The sequence below is a fragment of the Campylobacter sp. 110 genome (assembly GCF_002383965.1).
Classification (GTDB): domain Bacteria; phylum Campylobacterota; class Campylobacteria; order Campylobacterales; family Campylobacteraceae; genus Campylobacter_D; species Campylobacter_D coli.
Genome location: NZ_NXBD01000017.1, coordinates 46,241 through 71,018, shown reverse-complemented (window position 1 = coordinate 71,018; position 24,778 = coordinate 46,241). Strand labels below are relative to the sequence as shown.

The following is a 24,778-nucleotide window of genomic DNA, read 5'->3' as shown; positions in this document are numbered from 1 at the left end:
ATGTTTAACGGACTTATAAGAGAGATTGCTAAGGTTAAATCTTATCAAAATAATGTTTTGAATTTAAAGGCAAGTTATCGCCCTAATTTGGGCGATAGTGTAGCTGTTAATGGAGCTTGTTTGAGCGTGACTAAACTTCATAGTGATGGTTTTGAACTCGAACTTTCACACGAGAGTCGCAAGCACATAGCTGTGCAGAATTTAAAAGATAAGGTGCATATAGAACCTGCTTTAAGGTATGGAGATAGGATAGATGGACATTTGATGCAAGGACATATCGATTTTATCGGGAAGCTTGAAAAGATTGAAAAAGATGAAAATGGAATTGATTTTTATGTAAGCTTGCCTAAAGAAGCAATGAAATTTATGGCAAGAAAAGGCAGTATAGGTATAGATGGGGTTAGTCTTACGATCAATGAAATTATAGAAAATGGCGTTAGATTAACCATTATACCTATTACTTTTAAGGAAACACTTTTTAAAGAATATAAAATAGGCCGAGAAATCAATATAGAAAGCGATTTGCTTGCTCGTTATATTTATGCACAAATGCAAGATAAGGATAAGGGACTATCATGGGAAGAAGTGGAGAGAATTACTTATCTTTACTAGATAATCAAAAAGTCAGTGTTTTTTGCGCTTATAATAAAGACTATAATATCTTTAGAGCTAAAGTTCATAAAGAAAATTTATTTTCTCATTTGGGTTTTAAGGATATTGAAAAATGTGTTTTTATGGATCAAATTCATTCCAGTAAAGTTGAAATTTATGATGAGAATTTAAAAAATCTAAGTTGCGATGGTTTGATAAGTATAGAGAAAAATACCGCACTTTGTGTTTTAAGTGCTGATTGTTTGCCTTTGATTTTATGGCATGAAAGTGGCACTATAGCAGCACTTCATTCAGGAAGAAAAGGGAGTTTTGAAAATATTTTAAAAGAGTGTGTGGATAAAATTTATACAAAAAATCCTAATTTAGACATGCAGAAATTTCATCTTTTTATCTTGCCTAGTATTTGTGCTAAAAACTATGAAATAGATGGAGAAATTTTAGAATTTGCAAGAGTAGAATTTAAAGATTTTTTAGATGAAAGAAAACTTGATTTAAAAGCTTTGGTAAAATTTCAGGCTCAAAATTTAGGTATTAAAAATATTATCGACAGTAATATTTGTAGTTTTGACGATAAGACATTTTACTCTTATCGTCGCGATAAGACTTTAAAACGCTTTGTGAGTGTGGTTTATCTAAAGGGTTGATTGATGTATGAAAAAAAAGATTTAAGAGTATTAAAAATTATTCAAAAAGCTAGAGAGTTTGGGGATGGGGATTTGCTTAATGAAGCTTTAGTAAATCAGCTTGTTAATGCTGAATTTAAAGAGATAGAAAGCAAAGAAAGAGAAGAGCTTATAGCTCTTCTTAATTCCTTGATAGAAGCTAAAGATAAGGCTTTGCTTAGCAATCCTTAAAATTCTATATAATTTTCAAAATCTTCTTCTTTAGGAGGATTTGGCTTATTAGCAGCTAAGGCTTCGTTTATAATTCCTTCATATTTTGCTATAGTGCTTTTAAATTCTTCTTTGGCTTTTCCGCTTAGCTCTGATTTAGCGATTTTAACTACTGAAGCAGGATTGATAGCTTTATTGTTTAGATAAACACCAAAATGTAAATGTGGGCCTGTACTCATGCCTGTTGAACCTACATAGCCAATGAGTTGACCTTGATTTACTTTTTGGCCCTTCTTAATTTTTGCAAAACGACTTAAATGAGCATATAAAGTCATATAGCCTGAATCATGCTTTACTTGTATGACATTTCCATATCCTCCTTTAGTGCCTACAAAAGTGATTGTCCCTTTGCCTGCACTTTTTACAGGTGTTCCAGTAGGCGCTGCATAGTCTATACCAAGGTGTGCACGATAGCGTTTGAGTATAGGATGATATCTTGCAGTACTAAAAGTTGATGATATTCTTGTATAATTTACAGGTTTGGTTAATAAAAAAGCTTCCACTTCTTTTCCATCGCGATTGTAAAAAATATCATTAAAAGCAAATACTTCTTGTGCATTTTTGTTAATTTCTACTACAGCCATTTTTATAGCAATATCCCCCCAAAGTTTTCCCATGCGTCTTTTTTGCTCATAATAAAGAGTAACCTTATCGCCTTTTTGGATATTGCGAAAGTTAACACTTCCTCGAAAGGAGCGCACCATAGCACGAGCTAGAGTACTGCTACCGCTTTCTTCATAAACATCTTGATAGGCTGAACTTTTGATTGTCAAATGTAAAATTCTATCTTCTTTTTGATAAGAAATAGGAGAAAAGGCAAGGGTGTATTGATTGTTTTTATCTTTATAAATATGAATTTGTAAATCATCACTGATAGGGATTAAAACTTGTTCTATATTATTATTTTCATCTTTTAAAACTTGGTATTTTACTTTATAAGCTATATCAGAGGCAAGTTCTTGATCTTCTCTATCAAGCCCATAATAAAGCGATATAGGGATAGAATTTCTTTGCAAGAATTTAAGCAAAGTATCGCCATTATCCCAAGTAAGTTCTTCAACGCTAAGTGCGGCAAAACTTTGAATAACAAATGCAAATAAGAGTAAGAGTTTTTTCATATAAAGACCTTATTTTTTCGAGGATTTTTAAATTTTTAAAAGCTATATTTTACTTTATAATTCTTACAATTGCTTAACAAAAAAGGATTATAATACATTAAATTGATTTTTTAAGGAGTTAGTTTGCTTAAATTTCTAGCATTTATTTTAAGCTTAAGTATGAGTCTTTTTGCAATAGATTTAAATTTAAAGCCTGTAAAAATGGAACTTTTAAAGGTTGAAGATATTTATGGTTATGTTAAAGATAGTCCTGATATAAAATTAAATTCAAGCGGTGTTGTTATACAGCGTTTTCAAACTTCAAAAAGCATTATAGCAAGAGCTAGTGTTATAGCTAAAGAAAAGGGTTTGGCAAAATTAAAATTCAGTGTTTTTGCTGATCTTGAGCAAGATGCCTTACCTTTGCCAAATGTTGTACCACAAAAGGGTGATGAGGTGGTTTTAAATTTTCTTTATGATAGAGGTTTAGCGATTGCTCCAGATGAACAAACTTATAATGAGCTTGTATCTAGCTTTCCAGAAATTTATTTTACTCATATTGATATGCTAGGAGCACAACTTATCCGCTCTTCATCTCTTGCCCCAAAGCGTAGTGATTTTAGAAAATTTTGTGCCGATAATGCTGTGGGAATTTTGATTTTTGCTTTAGAGGATAAGGCAAAGATAGTTGATTGTCAAGATTTTAGTGAGCTTTATGAATTAACTATACCTAAACCAAGCACTATACAGCTTCCTTTTTATTCTCGTATAGGTGGTTATAAAAGTAATTTTTTTGATTTTAATTCCCAAGAAGTGGGTAATTATTATAGATATTATGATGCTTTAATTAATATTCCTAAGGTAAGCCAATGAAAAAAGAATTTGAACAATATTTTATAAAACTTCTAGGTAGTGAAAATGCTTATTTTGATGATATTCATAAGCGTGCTTATAGTTATGATGCTACAAAAAAGCATTATTTGCCCGATGGGGTGCTGTTTCCAAGAAACGAGGAGGATATTTCTAAAATATTAAAATTTTGTAATGAAAATAATATCATTATCATTCCTCGTGGGGCGGGTTCGGGTTTTACAGGAGGAGCTTTGGCTGTTAATGGAGGTTTGATTTTAAGCTTTGAAAAACATATGAATAAAATTCTAGAAATCGATCTTGAAAATTTAGTCGCAGTAGTGCAACCAGGTGTGATTAATATACATTTACAAAGAGAAGTGGCCAAGCATGGACTTTTTTATCCGCCTGATCCTGCTAGCATGGAGTATTCTAGCTTAGGAGGCAATGTAAGTGAAAATGCTGGAGGTATGAGAGCTGCAAAGTATGGCATTACTAAAGATTATGTTATGGCTTTAAGAGCTGTTTTGCCAAGTGGAGAAATCATTCGTGCGGGTAAGCGCACCATCAAAGATGTTGCAGGATATAATCTCGCAGGCATTTTGATCGCAAGTGAGGGTTCTTTAGCGGTTTTAAGTGAGCTTACCTTAAAGCTTATTGCCTTGCCTAAATTCAAGAAAACAGCTTTTGGAATTTTTCCAAGTGTAAAAAGCGCTATGAATGCAGTTTATAAGAGTCTTGCAAGTGGGGTTAATCCTGTATCTATGGAATTTTTAGATAATCTTAGCATTAGAGCAGTAGAAAGTAAATTTAGCAAAGGTTTGCCTGTGGATGCAGGGGCTATTTTGATTGCTGATGTAGATGGCAATGTAAAAGAAGCTATTGATGAAGATTTGAAAATTTTAGGAGAGCATTTTTTAGACGCAGGAGCAAGTCAGTTTAAAATAGCCAAAGATGAGCAAGAAGCAGCAGATATTTGGTTTGCTAGAAGAAATTGTTCTCAAAGTATAGCTATGTATGGGACTTTAAAATTAAATGAAGATATTACTGTCCCAAGGTCAAAACTTCCCGCTTTACTTGAAGGTATAGATGAAATTTCTAAAAAATACGGTTTTAAAATTCCTTGTTTTGGTCATACTGGTGATGGAAATGTGCATACTAATGTTATGGTTCCTGATAAAAATGATGAAGAACAAGTAAAAAAAGGCTATGAAGCAGTAGAAGAGGTATTTAAGCTTACTGTGGAGCTTGGAGGAACTCTAAGTGGAGAGCATGGAATAGGACTTTCTAAGGCTCCTTTTATGAAATTAGCTTTTTCTGATGTCGAAATGAATTTAATGAGAAATATTAAAAAAGCTTTTGACCCAAATAATATTCTCAATCCTTTTAAAATGGGGCTTTAAAAAGGAAAAGATTGAAGAGAATTTTTGCTATTTTATCCAATTTGCGAGATAAAGAAATTTTAAATTATGCCGCAGCGCTTAGTTTTTATACTATTTTATCTTTGATACCGATTTTGTTTGTGTGTTTTTCTGTTTTTACACAAATTTCAAGTTTTAAGGCTTATTATGAAAAAGCCAAGCAAATCATTTTTGCTTTTTTAATACCTGCACAGCAAGATATAGTTGCTGCTTATCTTGACACATTTTTAAATAATAGTGTAAATTTGGGTATAGTGGGTCTTATAGCGATGACTTTTACTTCTTTGGCTTTTTTTTCAGGCTATGATTTTGTAATCAATCGCATTACAAAAAGCGAGCCAAAAGGACTTTGGCAAAGTATTAGTTCTTACTGGACGCTTTTAACTCTTGTCCCACTAGGCTTAGGACTTAGTTTTTATATATCGGGTTTGATTCAGCAAGCTTTGGATGATTATAAAATAGGTTTTAATTTTTTTGAAATTTTGCCTTTTGTGATCATTTGGGGTTTGTTTTTTATATCTTATTCAAGTTCTATTCAAAAAGGAACTCTTAAAAGCTTGATATTCGTTTCTTTTGCGGCGGGAGCTATTTGGTATATAGGAAAGAATTTGTTTGTGTATTATATAGTTTATAATAAAACTTATGCCAGTGTTTATGGTTCTTTTTCTACTATACTTTTTTTCTTTATTTGGATTTATATTTCTTGGATTGTTTATCTTTTTGGGATTAAAATTTATTATTTTTTAAATCACAATCATGATAAAGGGGATAAAATTCGCAAAAATACAAAAAAGAGCTAAAATTCTATAACGCATAGCTATGAAAGAAAGTATGAGATAGGATATTAAAGCCCAAGTTGGTATTTTAATATTTAAAGCATAAAATTTAAGATTAAAAAAGTCAATCAATACAGGATCTAAAAGATTTCCATGTGCTATAAAATGCAAACATAAAACCAAAGGATAAAAGACTATAAAAATTCCACTCAAAATAATGGCTAGGAATTGCTGATAGCTGATAAGAGGAAAGAAATAAAGCACAGGAGTAATCATACAAAAAAATGTCCATATATTCACTAAGATGATATTTAAGAAATTGTTAAATAATTTTGAAAAATGGTGCAAATATAAAAAAATATAAAAAACTCCTAGGCAAGAAAAGAAAAATCCTATACTCAATAAAAGCCTAGGATAAAGGACTATACAAAGATATATACTTATAAAAAGGGTAAAAAAGCTTAGAATTTTGATATTTTTACAAAGCAGATAAAAACCCCAAAGAGCCATGATTAAAGAACGAACATAAGAAGGCACAAAGCCTATAAGATAAGCATAAGCAAAAAGCAAGATAAAAATAAAAATGCTTAAATCAAAGCGTAAGCTTCTATAGGGAAAATATCTTTTTTGAAAAAAACTATACAAGGGTGCGAGTATAAAAAATACCAAAGTAAAAAGTAAACCTATATGATAACCACTGATTGCTATTAAATGAGCAACACCATAATGATTAACATCGTTTCTAAGTTCTGAGGAGATGGGTAGGGCAAAAAATAAAGCTCCGTAAAATTCTTGTATTTTTTCATTTGTATGTTGGTTTAAAAAATAAGAAATGAGAGCATTGTTTTTAAGATATCCTAATACTTCAAAACCATAGCTAGGAGCATAAAAGCTTTTTCCAAGATAATCCTTAAAGGAAATATTATTTGTGATTATTTTTAAATTCAAAAGCTGATTTTTGCTTAAATTTAAATCCTTAAAGCTTGTAGTATAAAGGATAAAATCCTTTGTTTTAAGTTTTAAAACCCAGTATTTTTTATTGTTTTTATTATGTTTTGGATAATACTGTAAAAGCAAGGCATTTTCTACTAGATAATGTTTCTTTTCTTTAAGGTTTAAAAAATGATTATATTCTAAAAATATATTAAAAACAAAAACAATAAAGCCAAATAAAAATAAATAACGGAATTCTTTAAGGTTTAGATATAAAGAATTCCAAAAAGACATTATTTTTTAGAAAATTTAGCCAAATAAAACCAAATAATTCCAACCAATACGATTAAAAATAAAGGTGCAATATAAGGATAAGAGCTTAACTTATTAAAAATTGCTTCTATGGCAAAACCAAATGCATAAGCGCTATATCCTAAAAGCACTGCCCAAAGTAAACTAGCAAAAGTATTGATGATGAAAAAATTAATAAATTTATATTTTGCTATGCCTGCAGCTATGGGGATAAAGGTTTTTAAACCATAGACAAATTTTTGAGTTATAAGTAAAACAACCCCATGTTGTTTAGTTTTCATCATGGCAAGTGCAAGTTTTCGGCGATGGTTTTTAAAATAAGGCATAATATCTTTTTTGTAGTATTTTCCAAGTATAAAAAGCAAGGTAGAACCCAAAGTATTAGCCACAAAAGCTATGCTTATACATAAAGCCAAATCCATTTTTCCTTGAGAGCTTAAAACTCCAGCGGCTAAAATTCCTACCATTCCACCACCTAAAGAATAGAAAAATAAAACTATATAGCCGTATTTTAGTAAGGTATCTATCATATCTTGCATATTAGCTCTCTTATTTGGCGTATTCTATGGCTCTTAGTTCGCGTATGACATTTACCTTGATTTCTCCAGGGTATTGCATTTTTTCTTGAATTTCAGCAGCTATTTCTTTGGCTAAAAGCACGCTTTCATCATCATTTACAAGTTTTGCATTTGCAATGACACGAATTTCTCTTCCCGCATTAATCGCATAAGCATTTTTAATACCTTCTTTGCTTTTAGCAATCTCTTCAAGCTCGCTTACTCTTCTTAAGAAAGCTTCTAAGACTTCGCGTCTAGCACCCGGTCTTGCAGCACTGAGCGTATCGGCTGCGCAAACGGCTGCTGATTCTATGCTTGTAGCTTCTTCATGTCCATGGTGAGCATAAATAGCATTAATAACCACAGGATGTTCTTTATAGCGTTTGCAAAGTTCTGCTCCTAAGTCTACATGAGAGCCTTCAAAATCATGCGTTAAAGCTTTGCCTATGTCGTGTAAAATTCCTGCGCGTCGTGCTAAATTTTCATCCCCTCCACACTCAGCAGCGATGATTCCTGCCAAATGAGCTACTTCTAAAGAATGTGCTAAAGCATTTTGTCCATAGCTTGCGCGGTATTTAAGCTTTCCTATAAGTTTGGTGATTTCTGGATGGACCTTAGAAAGCCCTAAGTCCATCAGTATAGTTTCACCTTCTTCTAAAATAGCATTATCAAATTCTTTGCATACTTTTTCGTGAATTTCTTCTATGCGAGCAGGCTGAATTCTTCCATCTTCTACTAAAAGTTCAATCACCTTAGTTGCAATAGCACGGCGATAAAGATTAAAGCAACTTACTATGATAGCTCCAGGTGTATCATCGATGATGATATCTACTCCTAAAACCATTTCTAAGGTTTTAACATTGCGTCCTTCTTTGCCTATGATACGCCCTTTTAACTCATCGTTTTTGATGTTGACAACATTAATAAGTCTTTCAGCAGCAAATTCTCCTGCAAAACGAGAGGTTGCTTGTGCTATGATGTAATTTGCCTTTCTTTTAGCCTCATTTCTAGCCTCTTCTTCATATCTCCTAACGATATGAGCAATTTCATTGCGTGAGTTTTCTTCTACTTTTTCAAGAATGATATTTTTTGCTTCATCTTGAGTGAGCCCTGCTGAATGTTCTAAAATATTTAAAACATCATTGAGTTTTGTTTGGTATTGTTTTTTAAGCTTGTCAGCATCTGATTCTAAATCAAGCATTTGTTTTTTAGAGCGTAATAATTCTTCTTGATTTTCTTTTAAGCTTTCTTCTTGAAGTTGAAGTTTTTGCTCTTTTTTGGATAGTTCATCAAATTTTTGATTGAATTCTTTTTGAATTTTGTGAGTTTTATCCTCGTATTTTTTTTTCACTTCAAGTTCGGCATTAAGGATTGAATTTTTGGCATCTTTTAAAATCAGTTCAGCTTCGTATTCTATAGCTTTTGCTTTCGCTTTTGCTTGCTCAACAAAAATTTCATATTTAGCATCATTGATTTTTTTTGCAACTAAATATCCTATTCCAAGACCGACTATAGCGGTTATAAGTGCGATAAGTGATTCTATCATATTTGTTGTCTTTCTTGTAGTATTTTTTATAAGGGTTGATATAAAATTCACCCGCAATATCATGCTCTTGGGTTAATTTTTTTTCACTTATAGCATTGATACTTTGAGCAAAAATTACAAGAGGTTTATAGTTTAAATTTTCAAAAAATCTATCATAAAAACCTTGCCCATGTCCTATTCTTTTTAATTCTCTATCTACTCCTATCACGGGTATGATAGCTATATCAATTTTAGTTTTCAAAAAGGAGTCCATGGGTTCTAATACCCTAAACCTTTTTTTAACAAAAGGTAATCTTAATTTTACAATTTTTAAACTTTTATCTTGCATAAATGGGACAAAAAGTTTATGATTTTTACTAAAAATATGTCTAAATTTGAGTAAATTTGGCTCATATCCTAAAGGAATGAAAATTAGAATATTTTTCGCTTTTGTTTTTTTAATCAAGTTAAAACATTCCTTAAACACTATGAAATCTTGTTTGAATTTAAGTTTTTTGTGTTGCGCGAGACGGTTTTTTTGCAAAGCTCTAAAAGATGTTTTTTGCATTGTGTGCCTTTTTAAAAATTATTATCTTAACTATGATATAATTTTAACATTTTTTACGAAGATACTAAGGAAAATGATAGAATGAAAATTAAAAAAGTATTTACATTAGCTCTACTCTTGGGTTTTTTTGTTGCTTGTAGCAATGATAAAGAAAAAGATCAAAGTGATATGAATGCAAGCGTTCAATCAAGCTTAAGTCAAAGTGAGAACTTGAGATTTAATCTCAATTTAATAGACGGAAATTCAATTTTTATAAAAAAAGATAATGAAAATTTAAATTTTGCTGATGGGGATAAAGCAACTTTGTTTGTGTTTTTTACTACTTGGTGTTCCCCTTGTATTGCAGAGATTCCGCATCTTAATAAGCTTCAAGAAAAATATGAAGAGCAGTTTAATATAGTGGGTGTTTTACTTGAAGATAAGAGTGATGAGGAGCTTAGAGCTTTTGCTCAAAAAAATCAGATTTTATATAAAATAGCCAATGGTGAAAATAATTATCTTTTAGCTAAAATTTTAGGCGGAGTTAATGGAATTCCTACTATGTTTTTATATGATAAAAACTCTCAGCTTGTAAATCAATACTTAGGATTGATTCCAGAAGAAATGTTAGAAATTGATATACAAAAGGCGATACTTTAATGTTTGATTTTTTTAAAAAAGGACTTGCAAAAACCCTTGAAAGTATAGTGGGTGTTAAAGGTGAAAATAAAAAAATTACTAAAGATTTACTAGAGGAAATTTTACTTGAAGCAGATGTGGCATATGAGATCGTAGAAGAAATCATTTATTATTTACCACCCAGTGATGAGGTTAAAAAAGAAGATTTAAAGCGTGTGATGGGTTCTTATTTTCTTTATGAAAATAAAGAATTTTTAGATGAAAAGCCTTTTGTGGAGCTTATTTTAGGGGTAAATGGCGCGGGTAAAACCACGAGTATAGCTAAGCTTGCTAATTTATACAAAAGCCAAGGTCAAAAAGTGATTTTAGGCGCTTGTGATACTTTTAGGGCAGGGGCGATAGAGCAGCTAAGACTTTGGTCTGAAAAAGTAGGGGTGGATATAGTTTTAACCCAACAAGGTCATGATCCTTCGGCGGTTGCTTTTGATACTATTAGCAAGGCTAGAGCTAAGGGTTTTGATAAGGTTATCATCGACACAGCGGGTCGTTTGCAAAATCAAAAAAATTTAGCCAATGAGCTAGAGAAAATCGTTAGAATTTCGGCTAAAGCTATGCCTCATGCCCCGCATAGAAAAATTTTAGTACTTGATGGTACTCAAGGCAATGCCGGCATTTTACAAACTAAGGCTTTTAATGAACTTGTTCAGCTTGATGGAGTTATTATTACTAAACTTGATGGCACAGCAAAGGGTGGAGCACTTTTTAGTATAGCGCGTGAATTAGAACTTCCTATTTTGTATATAGGGGTGGGTGAAAAAATGCAAGATTTGATAGAGTTTAATGCACAAAATTTCTTAGACACACTTTTAGAGGGTGTTTTTGATTAATTTAATTGTTCAAGCCTTAAAAAATTTCTAAAGATTCCTTAATCCTATCTAGCTTTAAATTTTTCGCTATAAATACCAATTGCGAAGGATGATTAAGGCTTGAAATTTTAGTATGCGTAGGATGATAAATCAGATGTCCTACTCCATTAATGTTGGTTAGATAAGATTCCTCTGTATTGATAAGCCCTTTTACTCTTAGAATTTTTGATCCGTGTTCATGTAAAAGCATGCTAAGCCAAATGCTAAAAATATTCCAATTTATAGCCTTGTCAAAAATAAGAGTTATAGAACTTATATCATCTTTATGGCTTTTTATTTCTATATTTTTAATTTCTCTTTGAATTTTATGATGACTAGAAAGCATATCGAAATTAAAATTTTCTTTGCTTATGATTTGTATATTAGGATATAAAGTGTTTATCTTTTCTTCTAAGCTTTGGGTATGAGGATTAAGATCTTTTTTTGTAAGTATTAAAAAATCAGAGCTTAATATTTGATTGCAAGCTTCTTCATTTTGTAAGTGATTAAGCCCTTCAAAAGCGTCAATACAAGTGATAATATTGGCTAATTCAAAATGGTTAGCTAAAAACACATCACTCTGAAAAGTAAAGATAATAGGTGCAGGATTTGCTAAGCCTGAGGTTTCTAGTATGACTCTTTGAGGTTTTTTACCTTTGTTTTCAAAATTGTCAAGCAATTCTTTAAATTTCTTTTGCAAATCTTCTCTTTTATTGCAGCAAGCACAACCTGCATTTAAAAATAAAGTTTGTTCCTCGATAAAATCTGTTTGTATAAGTTTATGATCTAAAGAAACTTCCCCTAGTTCGTTGATTTACAAGAGCGATATCGTTAAGAGCTTGATCGGTTAATATTTCTTTTAAAAAGGTTGTTTTTCCACTTCCTAAAAAACCGGTAACAACATGAACAGGAATTTTAGCCATGTTTAGCTCTTAAAAAATGAAGTAGATTTTCATCTAATACATCAAATGATTTTTTTTCAAGCTCGCTAGCCTTAATCCACAAATCGCCCAAATCATTAACGATAATATCACGCCCTTTTTTATTGCTTAGTATGTATTTTGAATTTTGCCATTCTTTAAGTTTTAATCCATAAAATTCTAAAATTTCATTTAAAATTTTGACTTTTTTAAGTCTTATCCTTAATCTTTCTTTTTGTTCTTCACCTACGCTAAGTTCGTGTTTTTCTTCTTTAAAATTTAATTCACTCCAATGTAAAGTGCTTATCATCTCACCACATAAAATACACATTTTTATCCTTTTGAATTCACAAGGCTAAAAGCCTTGCAAATTTATTTTTTTCTTGGAAAGCGTTTTGAAAAATCATCCGCCATATCGTTTAAATTTACCCATTTTACACCTTCGTGTTTATTGATATGTTCAATAATTCTTTCATGCATGAGTAAAACTTGAGGTCTAGCGCTTACATCAGGATGTATAGTCATAGGAAAAATAGCATAATCCATTTCTCTATAAACCCAATCAAACTGATCTATCCACATTTGGCCTATATCTCTTGGAGAGACAAAACCAAAGCTATTTGGAGATTTTTTAATAAACATCATTGGAGGAAGATCGTCTAAATACCAATTTGCAGGAATTTCTATCAAATCCGTTTCTTGTCCGCGCACCAAAGGTTTCATCCATTCTTTGGCATCTTTGCTATAATCAATTTTAGTCCATTTATCCCCAACGCGCACATAATAAGGTGTGAAGTCATTGTGCATTAAAGAGTGATCGTATTTGATGCCATGTTTAAGCAAAAGTTCATTGGTGATATTTGAAAATTCTCACCAAGGTGCTACGTATCCGCTCGGTTTTTTACCACTGATTTTTTCTATAAGTTCTATACTTTTAAGCAAAACATCTTCTTCTTGTTTAGCACTCATTGCAATAGGATTTTCATGTGAATACCCGTGAGCACCTATTTCATGTCCTGCATCTACTATCATTTTCATTTGTTCAGGAAAGGTTTCTATAGAATGTCCTGGAGCAAACCAAGTTGCAGGAATATTATATTTTTTAAAGAGTTTTAAAAGTCTAGGAATACCCACTTCACCCGCAAAAAGCCCTCTTGAAATATCATCAGGAGAATCCTCACCTCCATAGCTTCCTAGCCATCCTGCTACCGCATCAATATCCACGCCATAAGCAACTAGAATTTCTTTTGCCATTTTTACTCCTTTGTATTAAGATGGATGCTTGTTAATATTTCTTGATTTAATTTGAGATTTAAATCTTTAAGATAAGGTAAATTTTGTCTTTGAATTTGAACTTCTTCAAGATCAAGCTCGGCTACGATAAAACCTTCTTCTTCTAAGATCTCTTTTATAATTTCTCCTTTAGGATTGATGATTTTTGATTTTCCAGCAAAGGTTAAAGTTTTATTATTTATCTTAGAAATTTCACTTCCAGATCGGTTAGCAGCTAAGACAAAAACACCATTTTCTAAGGCTCTAGCTCTACTTGCTAGATCCCAAACATAAGTTCTTGCTTTTCCAAAAGCTGAAGGAAAGCAAATGATTTTAGCTCCTTGAAGCGCTAAAAATCTAGATCCTTCGCTAAAGCCTATTTCATAACAAATTTGCAAACCTAATTTGAGTTTAAAATTTTCAAATTCAAGTTCAAAAATAGGATATTTATCCCCTCTTGCAAATCTTTCTTTTTCATTACCCCAAAGATAAATTTTTCTATAAACACCTAAAAGACCTTTATGATTAATGATATAAGCACTATCATAAAGTTGGGTATCTTTTTCTATAGAACATGCTACGATATAAGCTTGATAGTTTTTGGCTAATTTTTGTAATGCATCAAGTTAGGATGTGCTTGATGTAAATTTAAGCTAAATTTTTCATCTTGATCTTCCACGCAACAAGCACTATCGTAAAGTTCAGGCAAAACTATCAGCCTAGCACCTTGCTCTAATGCAAGATGGGCAAGCTTTAAGGCTTTATCGAGATTGTTTTGAACCTCGTAAGATTTTGCAGCAAATTGGATTAGGGCGACTTTTAGTAATTTTTGCATACTCTAGCCTTTTTTATTTTATTTATATTATAATCATATAAAACTTAATTTTATTTGACTTTTTGTTAAATTTTAATTTAATTTTTGTTATAATGTGAAAAATTATTGCAATAAATATTCTTTAAAGAAAGTATCATGGCTAAAAATAAAATTCTTTTTGAATGTCAAGCTTGCGGAAATCAGCAAAGCAAATGGCTTGGAAAATGTCCTGAGTGTGGTTCTTGGGATAGTTTTATAGAATTAAAATCTGAACAAATTAAAGTTTTAAAAGAAATCGCACAAGCAAGTACAAAAGCAAGCGAGGCTATCTGTATAGAAGATGTGGAGCTCGAGCATTTTTCAAGGTGTAGCACTGATGATGATGAGCTGGATTTGGTTTTAGGTGGAGGGCTTGTTGAGGGTTCTTTGGTACTTATAGGTGGTAGCCCTGGGGTGGGCAAATCTACACTTTTACTAAAGATTGCTTCTAATTTGGCTAAAAAAAATAAAAAAGTTCTTTATGTAAGTGGAGAAGAAAGTAAGGCGCAAATCAAATTAAGAGCCGATCGTCTTGAGGCTAATACTCCTAATTTATTTTTACTTACAGAGCTTTGTCTTGAAAATATTTTAGAAGAATTGCATAAGAAAAATTATGAAATTCTTATCATCGACTCCATACAAACCTTATATTCAAACAAAATTGCTTCAGCGGCTGGAAGTATCACTCAAGTGCGCGAGATCACTTTTGAACTTATGCGAGTAAGCAAAACTTACAATATCAGCACTTTTATAATAGGACATATCACCAAAGAAGGAGCCATAGCAGGCCCTAGGGTTTTAGAACATATGGTCGATGTGGTGCTTTATTTTGAAGGGGATGCAACTAAAGAAATCAGGCTTTTAAGGGGTTTTAAAAATCGCTTTGGTGGCACAAGCGAGGTGGGAATTTTTGAAATGACTTTTAAGGGTTTAATTAGTGCAAAAGATTTAGCCAATCGTTTTTTTACGCGAGGTAAAGCTACTTCAGGCAGTGCTTTAGGTGTTGTAATGGAGGGTTCTCGTGCTTTGGTTTTAGAGGTGCAAGCTCTAGTGTGCGAGAGTTCTTATCCTAAACGCAGTGCCACAGGCTATGAAAAAAATCGTCTTGATATGCTTTTGGCTTTACTTGAAAGAAAATTAGAAATTCCTCTTGGTCATTATGATGTTTTTGTAAATATTAGCGGTGGAGTAAGGGTAAATGAAACTGCGGCTGATTTGGCTGTGGTTGCGGCTATTATTTCTAGTTTTAAAAATCGCCCTTTGAGTAAGGATTGTGTTTTTATAGGGGAATTGAGTTTAAATGGAGAAATAAGAGAAGTTTTTAGTCTTGATACCCGTTTAAAAGAAGCTAAAATGCAAAAATTTAAAAATGCTATTATTCCATCTAAACCTTTAGAAGATGTAGGGCTTAAATGCTTTGTAGCCAAAGAGCTTGCCCAAGTTTTAGAATGGATGTGATATTGCTATAAAGCCTTATATTTTTTGTTTTAACATTAACAAATTTAGAGCTATTTTTTTATTAAATTAGGAGTAAATATTTTGTTAGTTTTCATTAAAATATAAGCAAGATGATAATATAATTAGAGTTTAAAAAAATAGCGAGGAAATTATGAAAGATTTATTTTTATTCAGTTCTTTACTTGACTCAAGTCATACTTTTTCTTATTTTTTTCATTTAGGTTTGGTAGCTTTGATTGCTGTCATTTGTGCTTCAATGGCTACTCGTTCTATGCAACTTGTTCCACGCGGTATGCAAAATTTAGGTGAAGCGTTTTTAGAGGGTGTTTTGTCAATGGGACGCGACACTATGGGAGATGAAAAAGGTGCGAGAAAATATCTTCCTCTTGTAGCAACCTTGGGAATTATAGTTTTCTTTAGTAATATCATCGGTATTATACCAGGCTTTCATGCTCCAACAGCAAGTTTAAATTTAACACTTTCTTTGGCTATTATTGTATTTGTTTATTATCATTTTGAAGGAATTCGTACTCAAGGTTTTATAAAATATTTTGCTCATTTTATGGGTCCTATTAAATTCCTTGCTCCTTTGATGTTTCCTATCGAAGTAGTATCTCACCTTTCTCGCGTTGTTTCTTTATCTTTTCGTCTTTTTGGAAATATTAAGGGTGATGATTTATTCTTAATGGTAATTTTGGCTCTTGTGCCTTATATTGCACCGCTTCCTGCATATGTTCTTTTAACTTTTATGGCATTTTTACAAGCATTCATTTTTATGATTTTGACTTATGTTTATCTAGCAGGTGCAACGATAGTTGAGGAAGGTCATTGATTTATATCTTAGAATTCTTCAAAGGTGCGTCCTTAGCTTTAATGCTTTTTGGCGCACTTTTTTTCTTTTTTAAATTTCATTCTTTTTTATATTTTTTCTTAGGACTTCTTCCGGGTTTGCTTTTATCTTTAGTTTTTGTTTGTCTTATAGAAAATTATGAATTAAAACTTAAAATCAATCAAGATAAAAGCAAGTAAGTTTTATTTTTAAGCGTGAAGTTCTTCTTTTAATAAATATTTTACGGCTTCATAAATTTTTATAGCTGCTTTAGATTTATTCATGGTATAAAGATGAATTCCATCTACCCCGCTAGTAATCAAATCTACAATTTGATCTATGGCATAAGCAATTCCAGCATCTTCTAAGGCTAAAGTATTGTTTTCGTATTTTTCTAAAATTTTGGCAAATTTAGGTGGAATTTTAGCTCCGCAAAGCTGCGAAATTTTTAATACTTGTTTTTTGTTTGTAATAGGCATAATTCCTGCATAGATAGGAATATTAATACCCGCTAAAGCACAATTTTGCTTAAAAGTGTAAAAATCTTCATTATCGTAGAAAAGTTGAGTGATGAGTTTGTCTGTGCCTGCATCAACTTTATTTTTAAGATGGTGTATATCTTCTATAAAATTTCGAGATTCGTTGTGTTTTTCAGGATAACAAGCCGCATAAATTTCAAATTCTCCTTGCTTTCGGATAAAAGAGATCAAATCACTTGCATAAGAAAAATCTTTACTTTTTTCCAAATCATTACATACATCCCCTCTTAAAGCAAGAAATTTATCAAGTTGTCTTTCTTTGCATTCTTGAAGTATGCTTATAATTTTTTCCTTACTAGAATGAATGCAAGGTAGGTGCACTATACTAGGAATTTTATGTTCTTCTTGAATTAAGCTTGCTGTTTCTAGGGTATTTTTTGAATTTATAGAGCCGCCAGCACCAAAAGTTACGCTGATGAAGTTAGGACTTAATTGTCCTAAATCATCTAAAATTGCATTAAGATTCTTAATATTTTCATCTCTTCTTGGTGGAAAAATTTCAAAAGAAAAGCTACACATAAAACCCCCTTATAATTTCTCTCTTATTTTTTGTGTGGCGATAACTAAATTTTTAAGAGCAGCTACAACTTCTTCATAACCCCTTGTTTTAAGTCCGCAGTCTGGATTGATCCAAATTTGCTCTTTAGGCAATTTGTTAAGAATTTTTTCTATGGTTGAGCTTATTTCTTCCACGCTAGGCACCCTAGGGCTATGTATATCATAAACTCCTGGTCCAACTTCGGTTTGAAAGTTAACAGCTTTTAGGGTATCTAAAAGATTGAGATTTGATCTTGAAGCTTCAAAAGATATTACATCTGCATCCATTGCATCAATTTCTTTTAAGATATCGCTAAATTCGCTATAACACATATGAGTATGAATTTGTGTTTTGGTTTTTACTCCGCTATGTACAAGATTGAAAGCAGGAATCGCCCAATCTAAATATTCACTATGCCAATCGCTTTTTCTTAGAGGTAGTTTTTCTCTTAGAGCCGCTTCATCAATTTGTATGATTTTAATGCCTGCATTTTCAAGATCTAAAACTTCATCTCTTAAAGCTAAAGCTATTTGTTCAGTACTTTCTTTTAGGCTGATGTCTTCTCTTGGGAAAGACCAATTGAGTATAGTCACAGGACCTGTTAGCATACCTTTTACGATTTTTTTACTCAAGCTTTGAGCAAATTTAGACCATGCTAGAGTGATAGGTTTTGTGCGTGATACATCGCCCCAAATTACAGGTGGTTTTACGCATCTTGTTCCATAGCTTTGAACCCAGCCATTTTGAGTAAATAAAAAGCCTTTTAAATTTTCTCCAAAATATTCCACCATATCATTTCTTTCAAATTCCCCATGCACTAAAACATCAAGTCCTATTTCTTCTTGAATTTGGATACATTCTTTAATTTTTTGTTGATTGAATTCAGTATAGTTTTGTGCTGAAATTTTTTCTTGTTTAAAAGCAAGACGATTAGAGCGTACATCAGCACTTTGAGGAAATGATCCTATGGTTGTGGTTGGTAAAACAGGAAGTTCTAAAAATTCTTTTTGAATTTGGATACGCTCTTTAAATTCAGGCTTTCTTACAAAGTCTTCTTTTTTTAGAGTTTGAAGTCTAGCTTTTACTTTTTCATCTAAACGATTAGGAATATTTTTAAAGAGTTCTTGATTGGCTTTAAAAAGAGGGTTTTCTTCATTGCTATTTATGATAGCTTTTAAGTCTTGCAATTCTTTAAGTTTTTCTTTTGCAAAAGAGAAAAGTTTAAGATAACTTGAATCTAATTTAGTTTCAAATTCTGTGCTATAAGGAACATGCAAGAGCGAACACGAGGTATTTAAAACTATATTTTGAGCGTATTTTTGAAGCTCTTTAATGAGTTTTAAGCTTTTTGCGTAATCATTAGCATAGATATTTTTACCATTTACTATACCTGCAAAAAGTATTTTGTCGTTAGCAAAACCATGTTTTTGGATTAAATTTAAACTTTCTTTGCCTTCTACAAAATCAAGCCCCAAAGCATCAAAATCACTTTCTAAAAGTTTAGTATAAATATCTCTTAAATCTCCAAAATAGCTTTGAAGCAAGATTTTAACTTCCCCTTTGTGTTTTAAAAGTTCTTTGTAAAATTCTTCAAATAAAGCAATATCTTCTTGATTTAAATCATAAACTAAATAAGGTTCATCAAGTTCTAACCATGCTACCCCTAATGAATTAAGCTTTTTAAGAAGTTCAATGTATGCTTGTAAAAGCTTGTCTTTAGCGAGTTGTTTAGTATTTTCATCTTTGAAGGCTATGAGTTTAAAGAGGGTAAAAATTCCTACTAAAACAGGTTTTGTTTCTATGCCAAGCTCTTTTGCTTCAAGGTATTCTTTAAAAATTTTATCCCCACTTAAAGCTATAATACTTGCATCATCACACTCAGGTACTAAATAATGATAGTTTGTATTAAACCATTTTTTCATTGCTAGAGCTATGGTATCTCCATTTTTTCCTTGATAACCACGACTTTGTGCAAAATACTCATCTAAAGGATCTAAATTTAAATCTTTATAGCGTTTTGGAGTGATATTAAAAAGCACAGCCGCATCTAGTACATTATCATACAACGAAAAATCATTGCTAGGAATGAAATCAATCCCCGCATTTTGGATATCTTTCCAATGTCTAGCTCTTAAATTTTTAGCAGTTTCTAAAAGCTCTTCTTTAGAACTTTGAGCTTTAAAATATTTTTCAATAGCAAATTTTAATTCCCTATTTGCACCTATTCTTGGGTAAGAAATGATTGAATTTTTCATATTGTTCTCCTTTGTTGTTAAATTAAAAAGTAGGGATTAAAGCACCCTGATATTTTTCTTCTATAAAATTTTTAACTTCATCACTTTGTAAAGCTTTGACTAAAGCTTTGATTTTATCAAGCTCTTCATTTCCTGCTTTAACGGCGATGATATTGCCATATTCGCTATATTTATTTTCTGTATAAAGCCCATCTTTTATAGGATTTAAGCCCGATAAAATTGCAAAATTACTATTGATAAGAGAGTAATCTACATCATCTAAACTTCTTGTAAGTTGGGCATCTTTTAATTCTACAAATTTAAGATTTTTAGGATTTTTTACGATATCCAAAGGCGTAACAAGTTCGCTATCTTTAATCTCGATTAATCCCGCACTTGCTACTATGCGTAAAGCACGACTTTCATTTGTAGGATTGTTAGGTATTGATATACTTGCCCCTGTTTTAGGTTGAAATTCTTTATGTTTTTTAGAATATACCGCCATAGGTTCGATATGAATACTAGCAACTTTTACAAGATGAGTGCCTTGTCTTTGATTAAATTCTTTCAAATAAGGTTCATGCTGAAAATAATTTGCATCAAGTTCGCCATTTTCCACCATAATATTAGGAATCACCCCATCATTAAATTCGTAAATTTTTAAATCATAACCTTGCTTTTGAAGAGTAGGTTTGATAAACTTTAAAATGTCTGCATGTGGGACAACTGAAGAACCTACTTTAAGTTCTTTATTAGCCCAGGCAAAGCTCGTAAAAAGAGTTGCTATGCAAAAAGCTTTTACAAATATAGTCATCATTCCCTCCTTTTTATGCGAAACTGAATTTTTCTATTAAATCACTGTGATAAATGCGTGCTACATCAGGATGTGAGCGTATCATTCTTTTAAAATAGTTGCTAGCAACATTTCTTAAAAGTGGATTTTTTGGATCTGTATCTACGCCCTTGCTTTCTTGGGCAAGTTCAGGATTTAATGGAAAAATAGGAATATCTTTATCAAGCTGCACTCCAAGGAAATAAGCTATACTAAAGCGCTCTTTAGGGCTTAAATTTACTCGGTGTATAGTAGCTTTTAGATAACCATTAGTGGCTAATTCTAAAAATTCTCCTATATTAACCACAACACTACCTTCAAGTGGAGGAACACTAATCCATTGATCGTCTATGAAAGCCTCAAGTCCGTTTTGCTCTTCTTGAAAAACAAAGGTAATAAGTCCACCATCTTTGTGTGGTCCTACTCCTTGAGAGGCATCTTTGGAGCTTTTTGGATAGTGTATGATTTTACAATGTTCATAAGAATTTTCACCATAGAGTTTGCCAAAGGCATCGCTAGGCAGATCAAGAGCTTCGGCAAATGCTTGTAAAATTTTTAAACAAGCGTTTCTTGTTTGTTCGTGCCAAGCTAAAAATATTTCTTTAAGTTCAGGAATTTCATCAGGCCATAAATTTGGACCTTCTAATCTTTGCCATAGAGGCGAATTTAAATCCCATTTTAAAGCTTTTCTTTCTGTGCCTATGTCAATTTGTTCTCTATAATCTTTTTCTCCAGCAGTATATTCAAAGCCTTCGCTTGTATAACCTCTAAATTGAGGCGAATGCACCATGGAAATAAGTTCTTTAGAGCTTCTAGGAAGATTGAAAAAATCTTTACTAAGTTTAAATAATTTTTCATTTAAATTTTTATCGATACCGTGATTGATAAGATAAAAAAAACCTACATTTGAAGTAACTTCTCTTAGATTTTTAAGAAAGGCACTTTTGTCTTTTTCATAAATCTTTAAATCAAGTACAGGTAAATTCATTTTCTCTCCTTAAAATTATATTTAAGGATAAGAAGATATCTTAATGTTTAGATTTTGTTTTGTAAGATTTAACTGAAAATTAGGATTTTAAGTTGTGTTTTGAAAAAATAAACTTTTTGACTTTTCTACACATTATATCTCCTTATCCACCTTTTTGGACCTTTGGAAACATAACGTAAAGCCAAAGGACGCACTAGATACTACACATCTGGCACATCAGTTTCATTCTTTCTCCTTGGAAAAATTGATTTTTAAGAATTGTAAAGAAAAATATATTAAAAAAAGCTTAATCCTTGAAAATTCAAGGATTAATTCTTAAATATTTTCAAGTTTTAATTCTCCATTATTCATCACACCTATACTAGAATTTAAAACTTTTTGTGCAATTTCTTTTGCTTCATTTAAGGAATGCATAGCACAAGTTCCGCATTGATAGATATTAAGTTCAGGAATTTTGTTTTGATCGCTTACATTTAAAACATCTTTCATTGAGGCTTCCCAAGCTTTAGCAACACTTTTTTCATCCGGTGTTCCAATTAAGCTCATATAAAAACCCGTACGACAGCCCATAGGTGAAATATCAATGATTTCAACCGAATCTGAATTAAGATGATCCCTCATAAAACCCGCAAATAAGTGCTCTAAGGTATGTGTGCCTTTTTCACTCATGATGTCTTTATTGGGTATGCAAAAACGCAAGTCAAATACGCTAATATCATCGCCTTTTGGTGTCTTCATTGTTTTAGCTAAACGCACAGCAGGTGCTGGCATTTTGGTATGATCTACTTTAAAACTATCAAGTAATGGCATTTTAACTCCTTTGTATATAAATTATTTTATAGATTATAACATTTAAAAATAATATTTAAAGCCTTTCTAAAAGAAAAAAGGATAAAATAAAGCATTAAAATTCAAGGAAAATCAATGTTTGAAGTAGTTATAGGACTTGAAGTACATACTCAACTAAATACCAAAACAAAAATATTTTGCTCATGTGCAACTTCTTTTGGAGAAGCTCCAAATACAAATGTTTGCCCTACTTGTCTGGCTTTACCTGGGGCTTTACCGGTTTTAAATGAAGAAGCAGTAAAAAAGGCCATCGCTTTTGGGAAAGCGGTAAATGCCACTATAAACAAAAAAAGTGTTTTTAATAGAAAAAATTATTTTTATCCTGATTTGCCCAAAGCTTATCAAATTTCACAATTTGATATTCCTATAGTAGAAAAAGGTGAGCTTTTTATCAATATAAATGGCGAAAATAAACGCATAGGTATTACAAGAGCGCATTTAGAAGAAGATGCGGGTAAAAATATCCACGAAAATAATTATTCTAAAGTAGATTTAAACCGCGCAGGAACTCCTTTGCTTGAAATTGTAAGCGAACCTGAACTTAGAAGCAGTGATGAAGCAGTAGCATATCTTAAAAAGCTTCATTCTATCATACGCTTTTTAGATATTTCTGATGCAAATATGCAAGAGGGAAGTTTTAGATGCGATGCTAATGTAAGTATAAGACCAAAGGGTGATACTAAGCTTTATACTAGAGTAGAGATTAAAAATCTTAATTCTTTCCGTTTTATCCAAAAAGCTATAGAATATGAGGTAAAAAGACAAAGTGAAGCATGGGAAGATGGTGTTTACGATAAAGAAGTCGTGCAAGAAACAAGACTTTTTGATACGGTAAATTTAGTTACAAGAAGTATGCGTGGCAAGGAAGAAGCAGCAGAGTATCGTTATTTTCCAGATCCTGATTTGTTACCTGTTTTGTTAAAAGATGAATTTTTAGATACTCAAATTCCTGAACTTCCTGACGAGAAAAAAATGCGTTATATAAACGAACTAGGCATTAAAGAAAGTGATGCAGAGGTGCTTATAGGATCGCTTGAATTGAGTCGCTTTTTTGAAAGTTTGATTGCTTTAAATTTAAATCCTAAGCTTTGTGTAAATTGGTTAAATACTGAACTTATGGGACTTTTAAAAGGGGAATTAACTATAGAAAATTCTCCTGTAGATGCGATTAAGCTTGGCACTTTAATCAAACGCATAGAAGAGGGTGTTATCAGTGCAAAAGCAGCAAAGGATGTTTTAGCCCATGTTTTTGAAAATCCAGATATGGATATTGATGAGGCGATTGAAAAATTAGGGCTTAAGCAAGTTAGCGATGATTCGGCTATTGAAGCAGTAATTGATCAAATTTTAAATGCAAATGCCGATAAGGTCGCAGAATATAAAAGTGGAAAAGATAAGCTTTTTGGTTTCTTTGTGGGGCAGACTATGAAAGAAGGTAAGGGAGCCTTTAATCCTAACAAGGTCAATGAAATTTTAAAAGCAAAGTTGGGCTGATGAGCAAAATTGCAATCATCGGCGCAGGAAAATGGGGCAGTGCTTTATACAGTGCTTTAAGCATTAATAATACTTGTTTGATGACTTCTCGCACGCAGCGAGATTTGCCTTATTTTGTGAGTTTAGAACAGGCATTAGATTGTGAATATTTAGTCTTTGCTTTAAGTTCTCAAGGAATTCATTCTTGGCTTAAACAAAATTTTATTAACAAGGGTCAAAAAATTCTTATCGCTTCTAAGGGTATAGATACTTCAACTTGTAAGTTTTTAGATGAAATTTTTAGCGAATTTGTAGATAGGGATAAGCTTTGCGTTTTAAGTGGTCCTTCTTTTGCAGCCGAAGTAATGCAAAATCTTCCTTGTGCTTTAGTTGTGAGTGGGATAAAAGAAAAATTATGTAAAGAATTCGCAAGTTTTTTTCCAGATTTTATCAAAGTATACACAGATAATGATGTGCGTGGAGCTGAAATTTGTGGTGCTTATAAAAATGTTTTAGCTATTGCTAGCGGTATAAGTGATGGTTTGGGGCTTGGAAACAATGCAAGAGCTTCTTTGATTTCTAGAGGTCTTATTGAAATGCATCGTTTTGGTAAATTTTTTGGAGCCAAAGAAGAAACTTTCCTAGGGCTTGGGGGCGCAGGAGATTTGTTTTTAACTGCAACTAGCGTATTATCAAGAAATTACCGCGTAGGTTTGGCTTTGGCAAAAGAAAAAAAACTTGATGATATTTTACAAGAATTAGGCGAAGTAGCTGAAGGAGTGAAAACAGCCTATGCTATAGAAAAGATTTCAAAAGATAAAAAAATTTATACCCCTATCGTAAATGAAATAGTGCAAATTTTACAAGGAAAAAATGTTAAACAAGCAGTACAAAATTTATTGAAGACAAAGGATAATTAGGAGTTTC

At 31.9% G+C, this 24,778-nt stretch carries 24 protein-coding genes and 3 pseudogenes; 13 read left to right on the top strand and 14 right to left on the bottom strand.

The features are described 5' to 3' along the window. The 3 genes from ribE to BGS43_RS01805 are packed head-to-tail and all read left to right on the top strand — an operon-like array spanning window position 1 to window position 1,466. The gene (ribE, locus tag BGS43_RS01815; RefSeq protein WP_096568578.1) at window positions 1-612 is read left to right on the top strand and encodes a riboflavin synthase; all 612 of its coding nucleotides are present in this window, start codon (window positions 1-3) and stop codon (window positions 610-612) included. Further along, window positions 576-1,256: a polyphenol oxidase family protein gene (locus BGS43_RS01810; RefSeq protein ID WP_096568575.1), complete on the top strand. Its 681-nt coding sequence runs from the start codon at window positions 576-578 to the stop codon at window positions 1,254-1,256. The genes ribE and BGS43_RS01810 overlap by 37 nt, the downstream gene beginning before the upstream one ends. A 3-nt stretch (window positions 1,257-1,259) precedes the next feature. Further along, window positions 1,260-1,466: a hypothetical protein gene (locus BGS43_RS01805; RefSeq protein ID WP_002777395.1), complete on the top strand. Its 207-nt coding sequence runs from the start codon at window positions 1,260-1,262 to the stop codon at window positions 1,464-1,466. Here BGS43_RS01805 and BGS43_RS01800 read toward each other — a convergent pair. After that, the gene (locus BGS43_RS01800; RefSeq protein WP_025399106.1) at window positions 1,463-2,623 is read right to left on the bottom strand and encodes a M23 family metallopeptidase; all 1,161 of its coding nucleotides are present in this window, start codon (window positions 2,621-2,623) and stop codon (window positions 1,463-1,465) included. The genes BGS43_RS01805 and BGS43_RS01800 overlap by 4 nt on opposite strands. Window positions 2,624-2,782: 159 nt before the next feature. On the opposite strand from BGS43_RS01800, the gene BGS43_RS01795 reads away from it, so the two are divergent. Genes BGS43_RS01795 through BGS43_RS01785 form a run of 3 tightly spaced genes read left to right on the top strand, consistent with a single transcriptional unit; the run spans window position 2,783 to window position 5,672 of the window. Next, window positions 2,783-3,475, top strand: coding sequence for a plasminogen-binding N-terminal domain-containing protein (locus tag BGS43_RS01795; protein WP_096568590.1), 693 nt, complete (start codon window positions 2,783-2,785; stop codon window positions 3,473-3,475). Next, window positions 3,472-4,854, top strand: a complete 1,383-nt coding sequence (locus tag BGS43_RS01790) for an FAD-linked oxidase C-terminal domain-containing protein (protein WP_002794472.1) — start codon at window positions 3,472-3,474, stop codon at window positions 4,852-4,854. The genes BGS43_RS01795 and BGS43_RS01790 overlap by 4 nt, the downstream gene beginning before the upstream one ends. A gap of 11 nt (window positions 4,855-4,865) precedes the next feature. Continuing rightward, window positions 4,866-5,672, top strand: coding sequence for a YihY/virulence factor BrkB family protein (locus tag BGS43_RS01785; protein WP_002794474.1), 807 nt, complete (start codon window positions 4,866-4,868; stop codon window positions 5,670-5,672). Here BGS43_RS01785 and BGS43_RS01780 read toward each other — a convergent pair. The 4 genes from BGS43_RS01780 to BGS43_RS01765 are packed head-to-tail and all read right to left on the bottom strand — an operon-like array spanning window position 5,616 to window position 9,543. Next, complete coding sequence (locus tag BGS43_RS01780) at window positions 5,616-6,875, bottom strand: ComEC/Rec2 family competence protein (protein WP_025399104.1); 1,260 nt, start codon at window positions 6,873-6,875, stop codon at window positions 5,616-5,618. The two genes, BGS43_RS01785 and BGS43_RS01780, sit on opposite strands and share 57 nt — an antisense overlap. Continuing rightward, window positions 6,875-7,432, bottom strand: a complete 558-nt coding sequence (locus BGS43_RS01775; protein ID WP_002781270.1) for a DedA family protein — start codon at window positions 7,430-7,432, stop codon at window positions 6,875-6,877. Before BGS43_RS01775 ends, BGS43_RS01780 begins: the two co-directional genes overlap by 1 nt. A 10-nt stretch (window positions 7,433-7,442) precedes the next feature. Next, window positions 7,443-8,996, bottom strand: coding sequence for a ribonuclease Y (rny, locus tag BGS43_RS01770; RefSeq protein WP_052784966.1), 1,554 nt, complete (start codon window positions 8,994-8,996; stop codon window positions 7,443-7,445). Next, on the bottom strand, window positions 8,917-9,543 hold the full coding sequence (locus BGS43_RS01765; protein WP_002825279.1) for a 5-formyltetrahydrofolate cyclo-ligase: 627 nt from the start codon (window positions 9,541-9,543) through the stop codon (window positions 8,917-8,919). Before BGS43_RS01765 ends, rny begins: the two co-directional genes overlap by 80 nt. Window positions 9,544-9,624: 81 nt before the next feature. On the opposite strand from BGS43_RS01765, the gene BGS43_RS01760 reads away from it, so the two are divergent. Both BGS43_RS01760 and ftsY read left to right on the top strand, forming a co-directional pair. Next, on the top strand, window positions 9,625-10,182 hold the full coding sequence (locus BGS43_RS01760; protein ID WP_002825280.1) for a TlpA family protein disulfide reductase: 558 nt from the start codon (window positions 9,625-9,627) through the stop codon (window positions 10,180-10,182). Beyond that, complete coding sequence (gene ftsY / locus BGS43_RS01755) at window positions 10,182-11,048, top strand: signal recognition particle-docking protein FtsY (protein WP_025399103.1); 867 nt, start codon at window positions 10,182-10,184, stop codon at window positions 11,046-11,048. The genes BGS43_RS01760 and ftsY overlap by 1 nt, the downstream gene beginning before the upstream one ends. On the opposite strand, the pseudogene BGS43_RS01750 reads toward ftsY, so the two are convergent. The 4 genes and pseudogenes from BGS43_RS01750 to BGS43_RS01735 form a co-directional block, all read right to left on the bottom strand. Further along, window positions 11,045-11,989: pseudogene (locus BGS43_RS01750) on the bottom strand (CobW family GTP-binding protein). The gene ftsY and the pseudogene BGS43_RS01750 overlap by 4 nt on opposite strands. Beyond that, window positions 11,982-12,317 carry a hypothetical protein gene (locus tag BGS43_RS01745; protein WP_002777373.1) on the bottom strand — a complete coding sequence of 112 codons (336 nt, stop codon included), beginning with the start codon at window positions 12,315-12,317 and terminating at the stop codon, window positions 11,982-11,984. Before BGS43_RS01745 ends, BGS43_RS01750 begins: the two are co-directional and overlap by 8 nt. 41 nt (window positions 12,318-12,358) lie before the next feature. After that, window positions 12,359-13,240, bottom strand: a pseudogene (locus BGS43_RS01740) (polysaccharide deacetylase family protein). A gap of 2 nt (window positions 13,241-13,242) precedes the next feature. Further along, window positions 13,243-14,093: pseudogene (locus BGS43_RS01735) on the bottom strand (carbon-nitrogen hydrolase family protein). Between the two features lie 135 nt (window positions 14,094-14,228). On the opposite strand from BGS43_RS01735, the gene radA reads away from it, so the two are divergent. The 3 genes from radA to BGS43_RS01720 all read left to right on the top strand — a co-directional run bounded on the left by radA (window position 14,229) and on the right by BGS43_RS01720 (window position 16,598). Next, the gene (radA, locus tag BGS43_RS01730; RefSeq protein ID WP_002799208.1) at window positions 14,229-15,569 is read left to right on the top strand and encodes a DNA repair protein RadA; all 1,341 of its coding nucleotides are present in this window, start codon (window positions 14,229-14,231) and stop codon (window positions 15,567-15,569) included. A 151-nt stretch (window positions 15,570-15,720) separates the two neighbouring features. Continuing rightward, on the top strand, window positions 15,721-16,401 hold the full coding sequence (locus BGS43_RS01725; protein ID WP_002777368.1) for a F0F1 ATP synthase subunit A: 681 nt from the start codon (window positions 15,721-15,723) through the stop codon (window positions 16,399-16,401). Beyond that, entirely contained in the window at window positions 16,398-16,598 is a 201-nt protein-coding gene (locus tag BGS43_RS01720; protein WP_002777366.1) for a hypothetical protein, read from the top strand. The genes BGS43_RS01725 and BGS43_RS01720 overlap by 4 nt, the downstream gene beginning before the upstream one ends. Before the next feature lie 9 nt (window positions 16,599-16,607). On the opposite strand, the gene metF is transcribed toward BGS43_RS01720, so the two are convergent. The 5 genes from metF to luxS form a co-directional block, all read right to left on the bottom strand. Next, window positions 16,608-17,456 (bottom strand): methylenetetrahydrofolate reductase [NAD(P)H], encoded by an 849-nt coding sequence (metF, locus tag BGS43_RS01715; protein WP_096568572.1) that lies wholly within the window; start codon window positions 17,454-17,456, stop codon window positions 16,608-16,610. A gap of 9 nt (window positions 17,457-17,465) precedes the next feature. After that, window positions 17,466-19,730 (bottom strand): 5-methyltetrahydropteroyltriglutamate--homocysteine S-methyltransferase, encoded by a 2,265-nt coding sequence (gene metE / locus BGS43_RS01710; RefSeq protein ID WP_025399101.1) that lies wholly within the window; start codon window positions 19,728-19,730, stop codon window positions 17,466-17,468. A 22-nt stretch (window positions 19,731-19,752) separates the two neighbouring features. Then, window positions 19,753-20,523: a MetQ/NlpA family ABC transporter substrate-binding protein gene (locus BGS43_RS01705; protein WP_002801060.1), complete on the bottom strand. Its 771-nt coding sequence runs from the start codon at window positions 20,521-20,523 to the stop codon at window positions 19,753-19,755. Between the two features lie 13 nt (window positions 20,524-20,536). After that, window positions 20,537-21,529 (bottom strand): isopenicillin N synthase family dioxygenase, encoded by a 993-nt coding sequence (locus BGS43_RS01700; RefSeq protein ID WP_052784131.1) that lies wholly within the window; start codon window positions 21,527-21,529, stop codon window positions 20,537-20,539. Window positions 21,530-21,844: 315 nt separating this feature from the next. Beyond that, a complete protein-coding gene (gene luxS / locus BGS43_RS01690; protein ID WP_002825290.1) occupies window positions 21,845-22,339 on the bottom strand; it encodes an S-ribosylhomocysteine lyase in 495 nt (164 codons plus the stop codon). A 114-nt stretch (window positions 22,340-22,453) separates the two neighbouring features. On the opposite strand from luxS, the gene gatB reads away from it, so the two are divergent. Together gatB and BGS43_RS01680 are read left to right on the top strand one after the other, a co-directional pair. Then, the gene (gene gatB / locus BGS43_RS01685; protein WP_002825291.1) at window positions 22,454-23,872 is read left to right on the top strand and encodes an Asp-tRNA(Asn)/Glu-tRNA(Gln) amidotransferase subunit GatB; all 1,419 of its coding nucleotides are present in this window, start codon (window positions 22,454-22,456) and stop codon (window positions 23,870-23,872) included. Continuing rightward, entirely contained in the window at window positions 23,872-24,771 is a 900-nt protein-coding gene (locus BGS43_RS01680) for an NAD(P)H-dependent glycerol-3-phosphate dehydrogenase (protein WP_025399098.1), read from the top strand. The genes gatB and BGS43_RS01680 overlap by 1 nt, the downstream gene beginning before the upstream one ends. The last annotated feature ends 7 nt before the right edge of the window (window positions 24,772-24,778 follow it).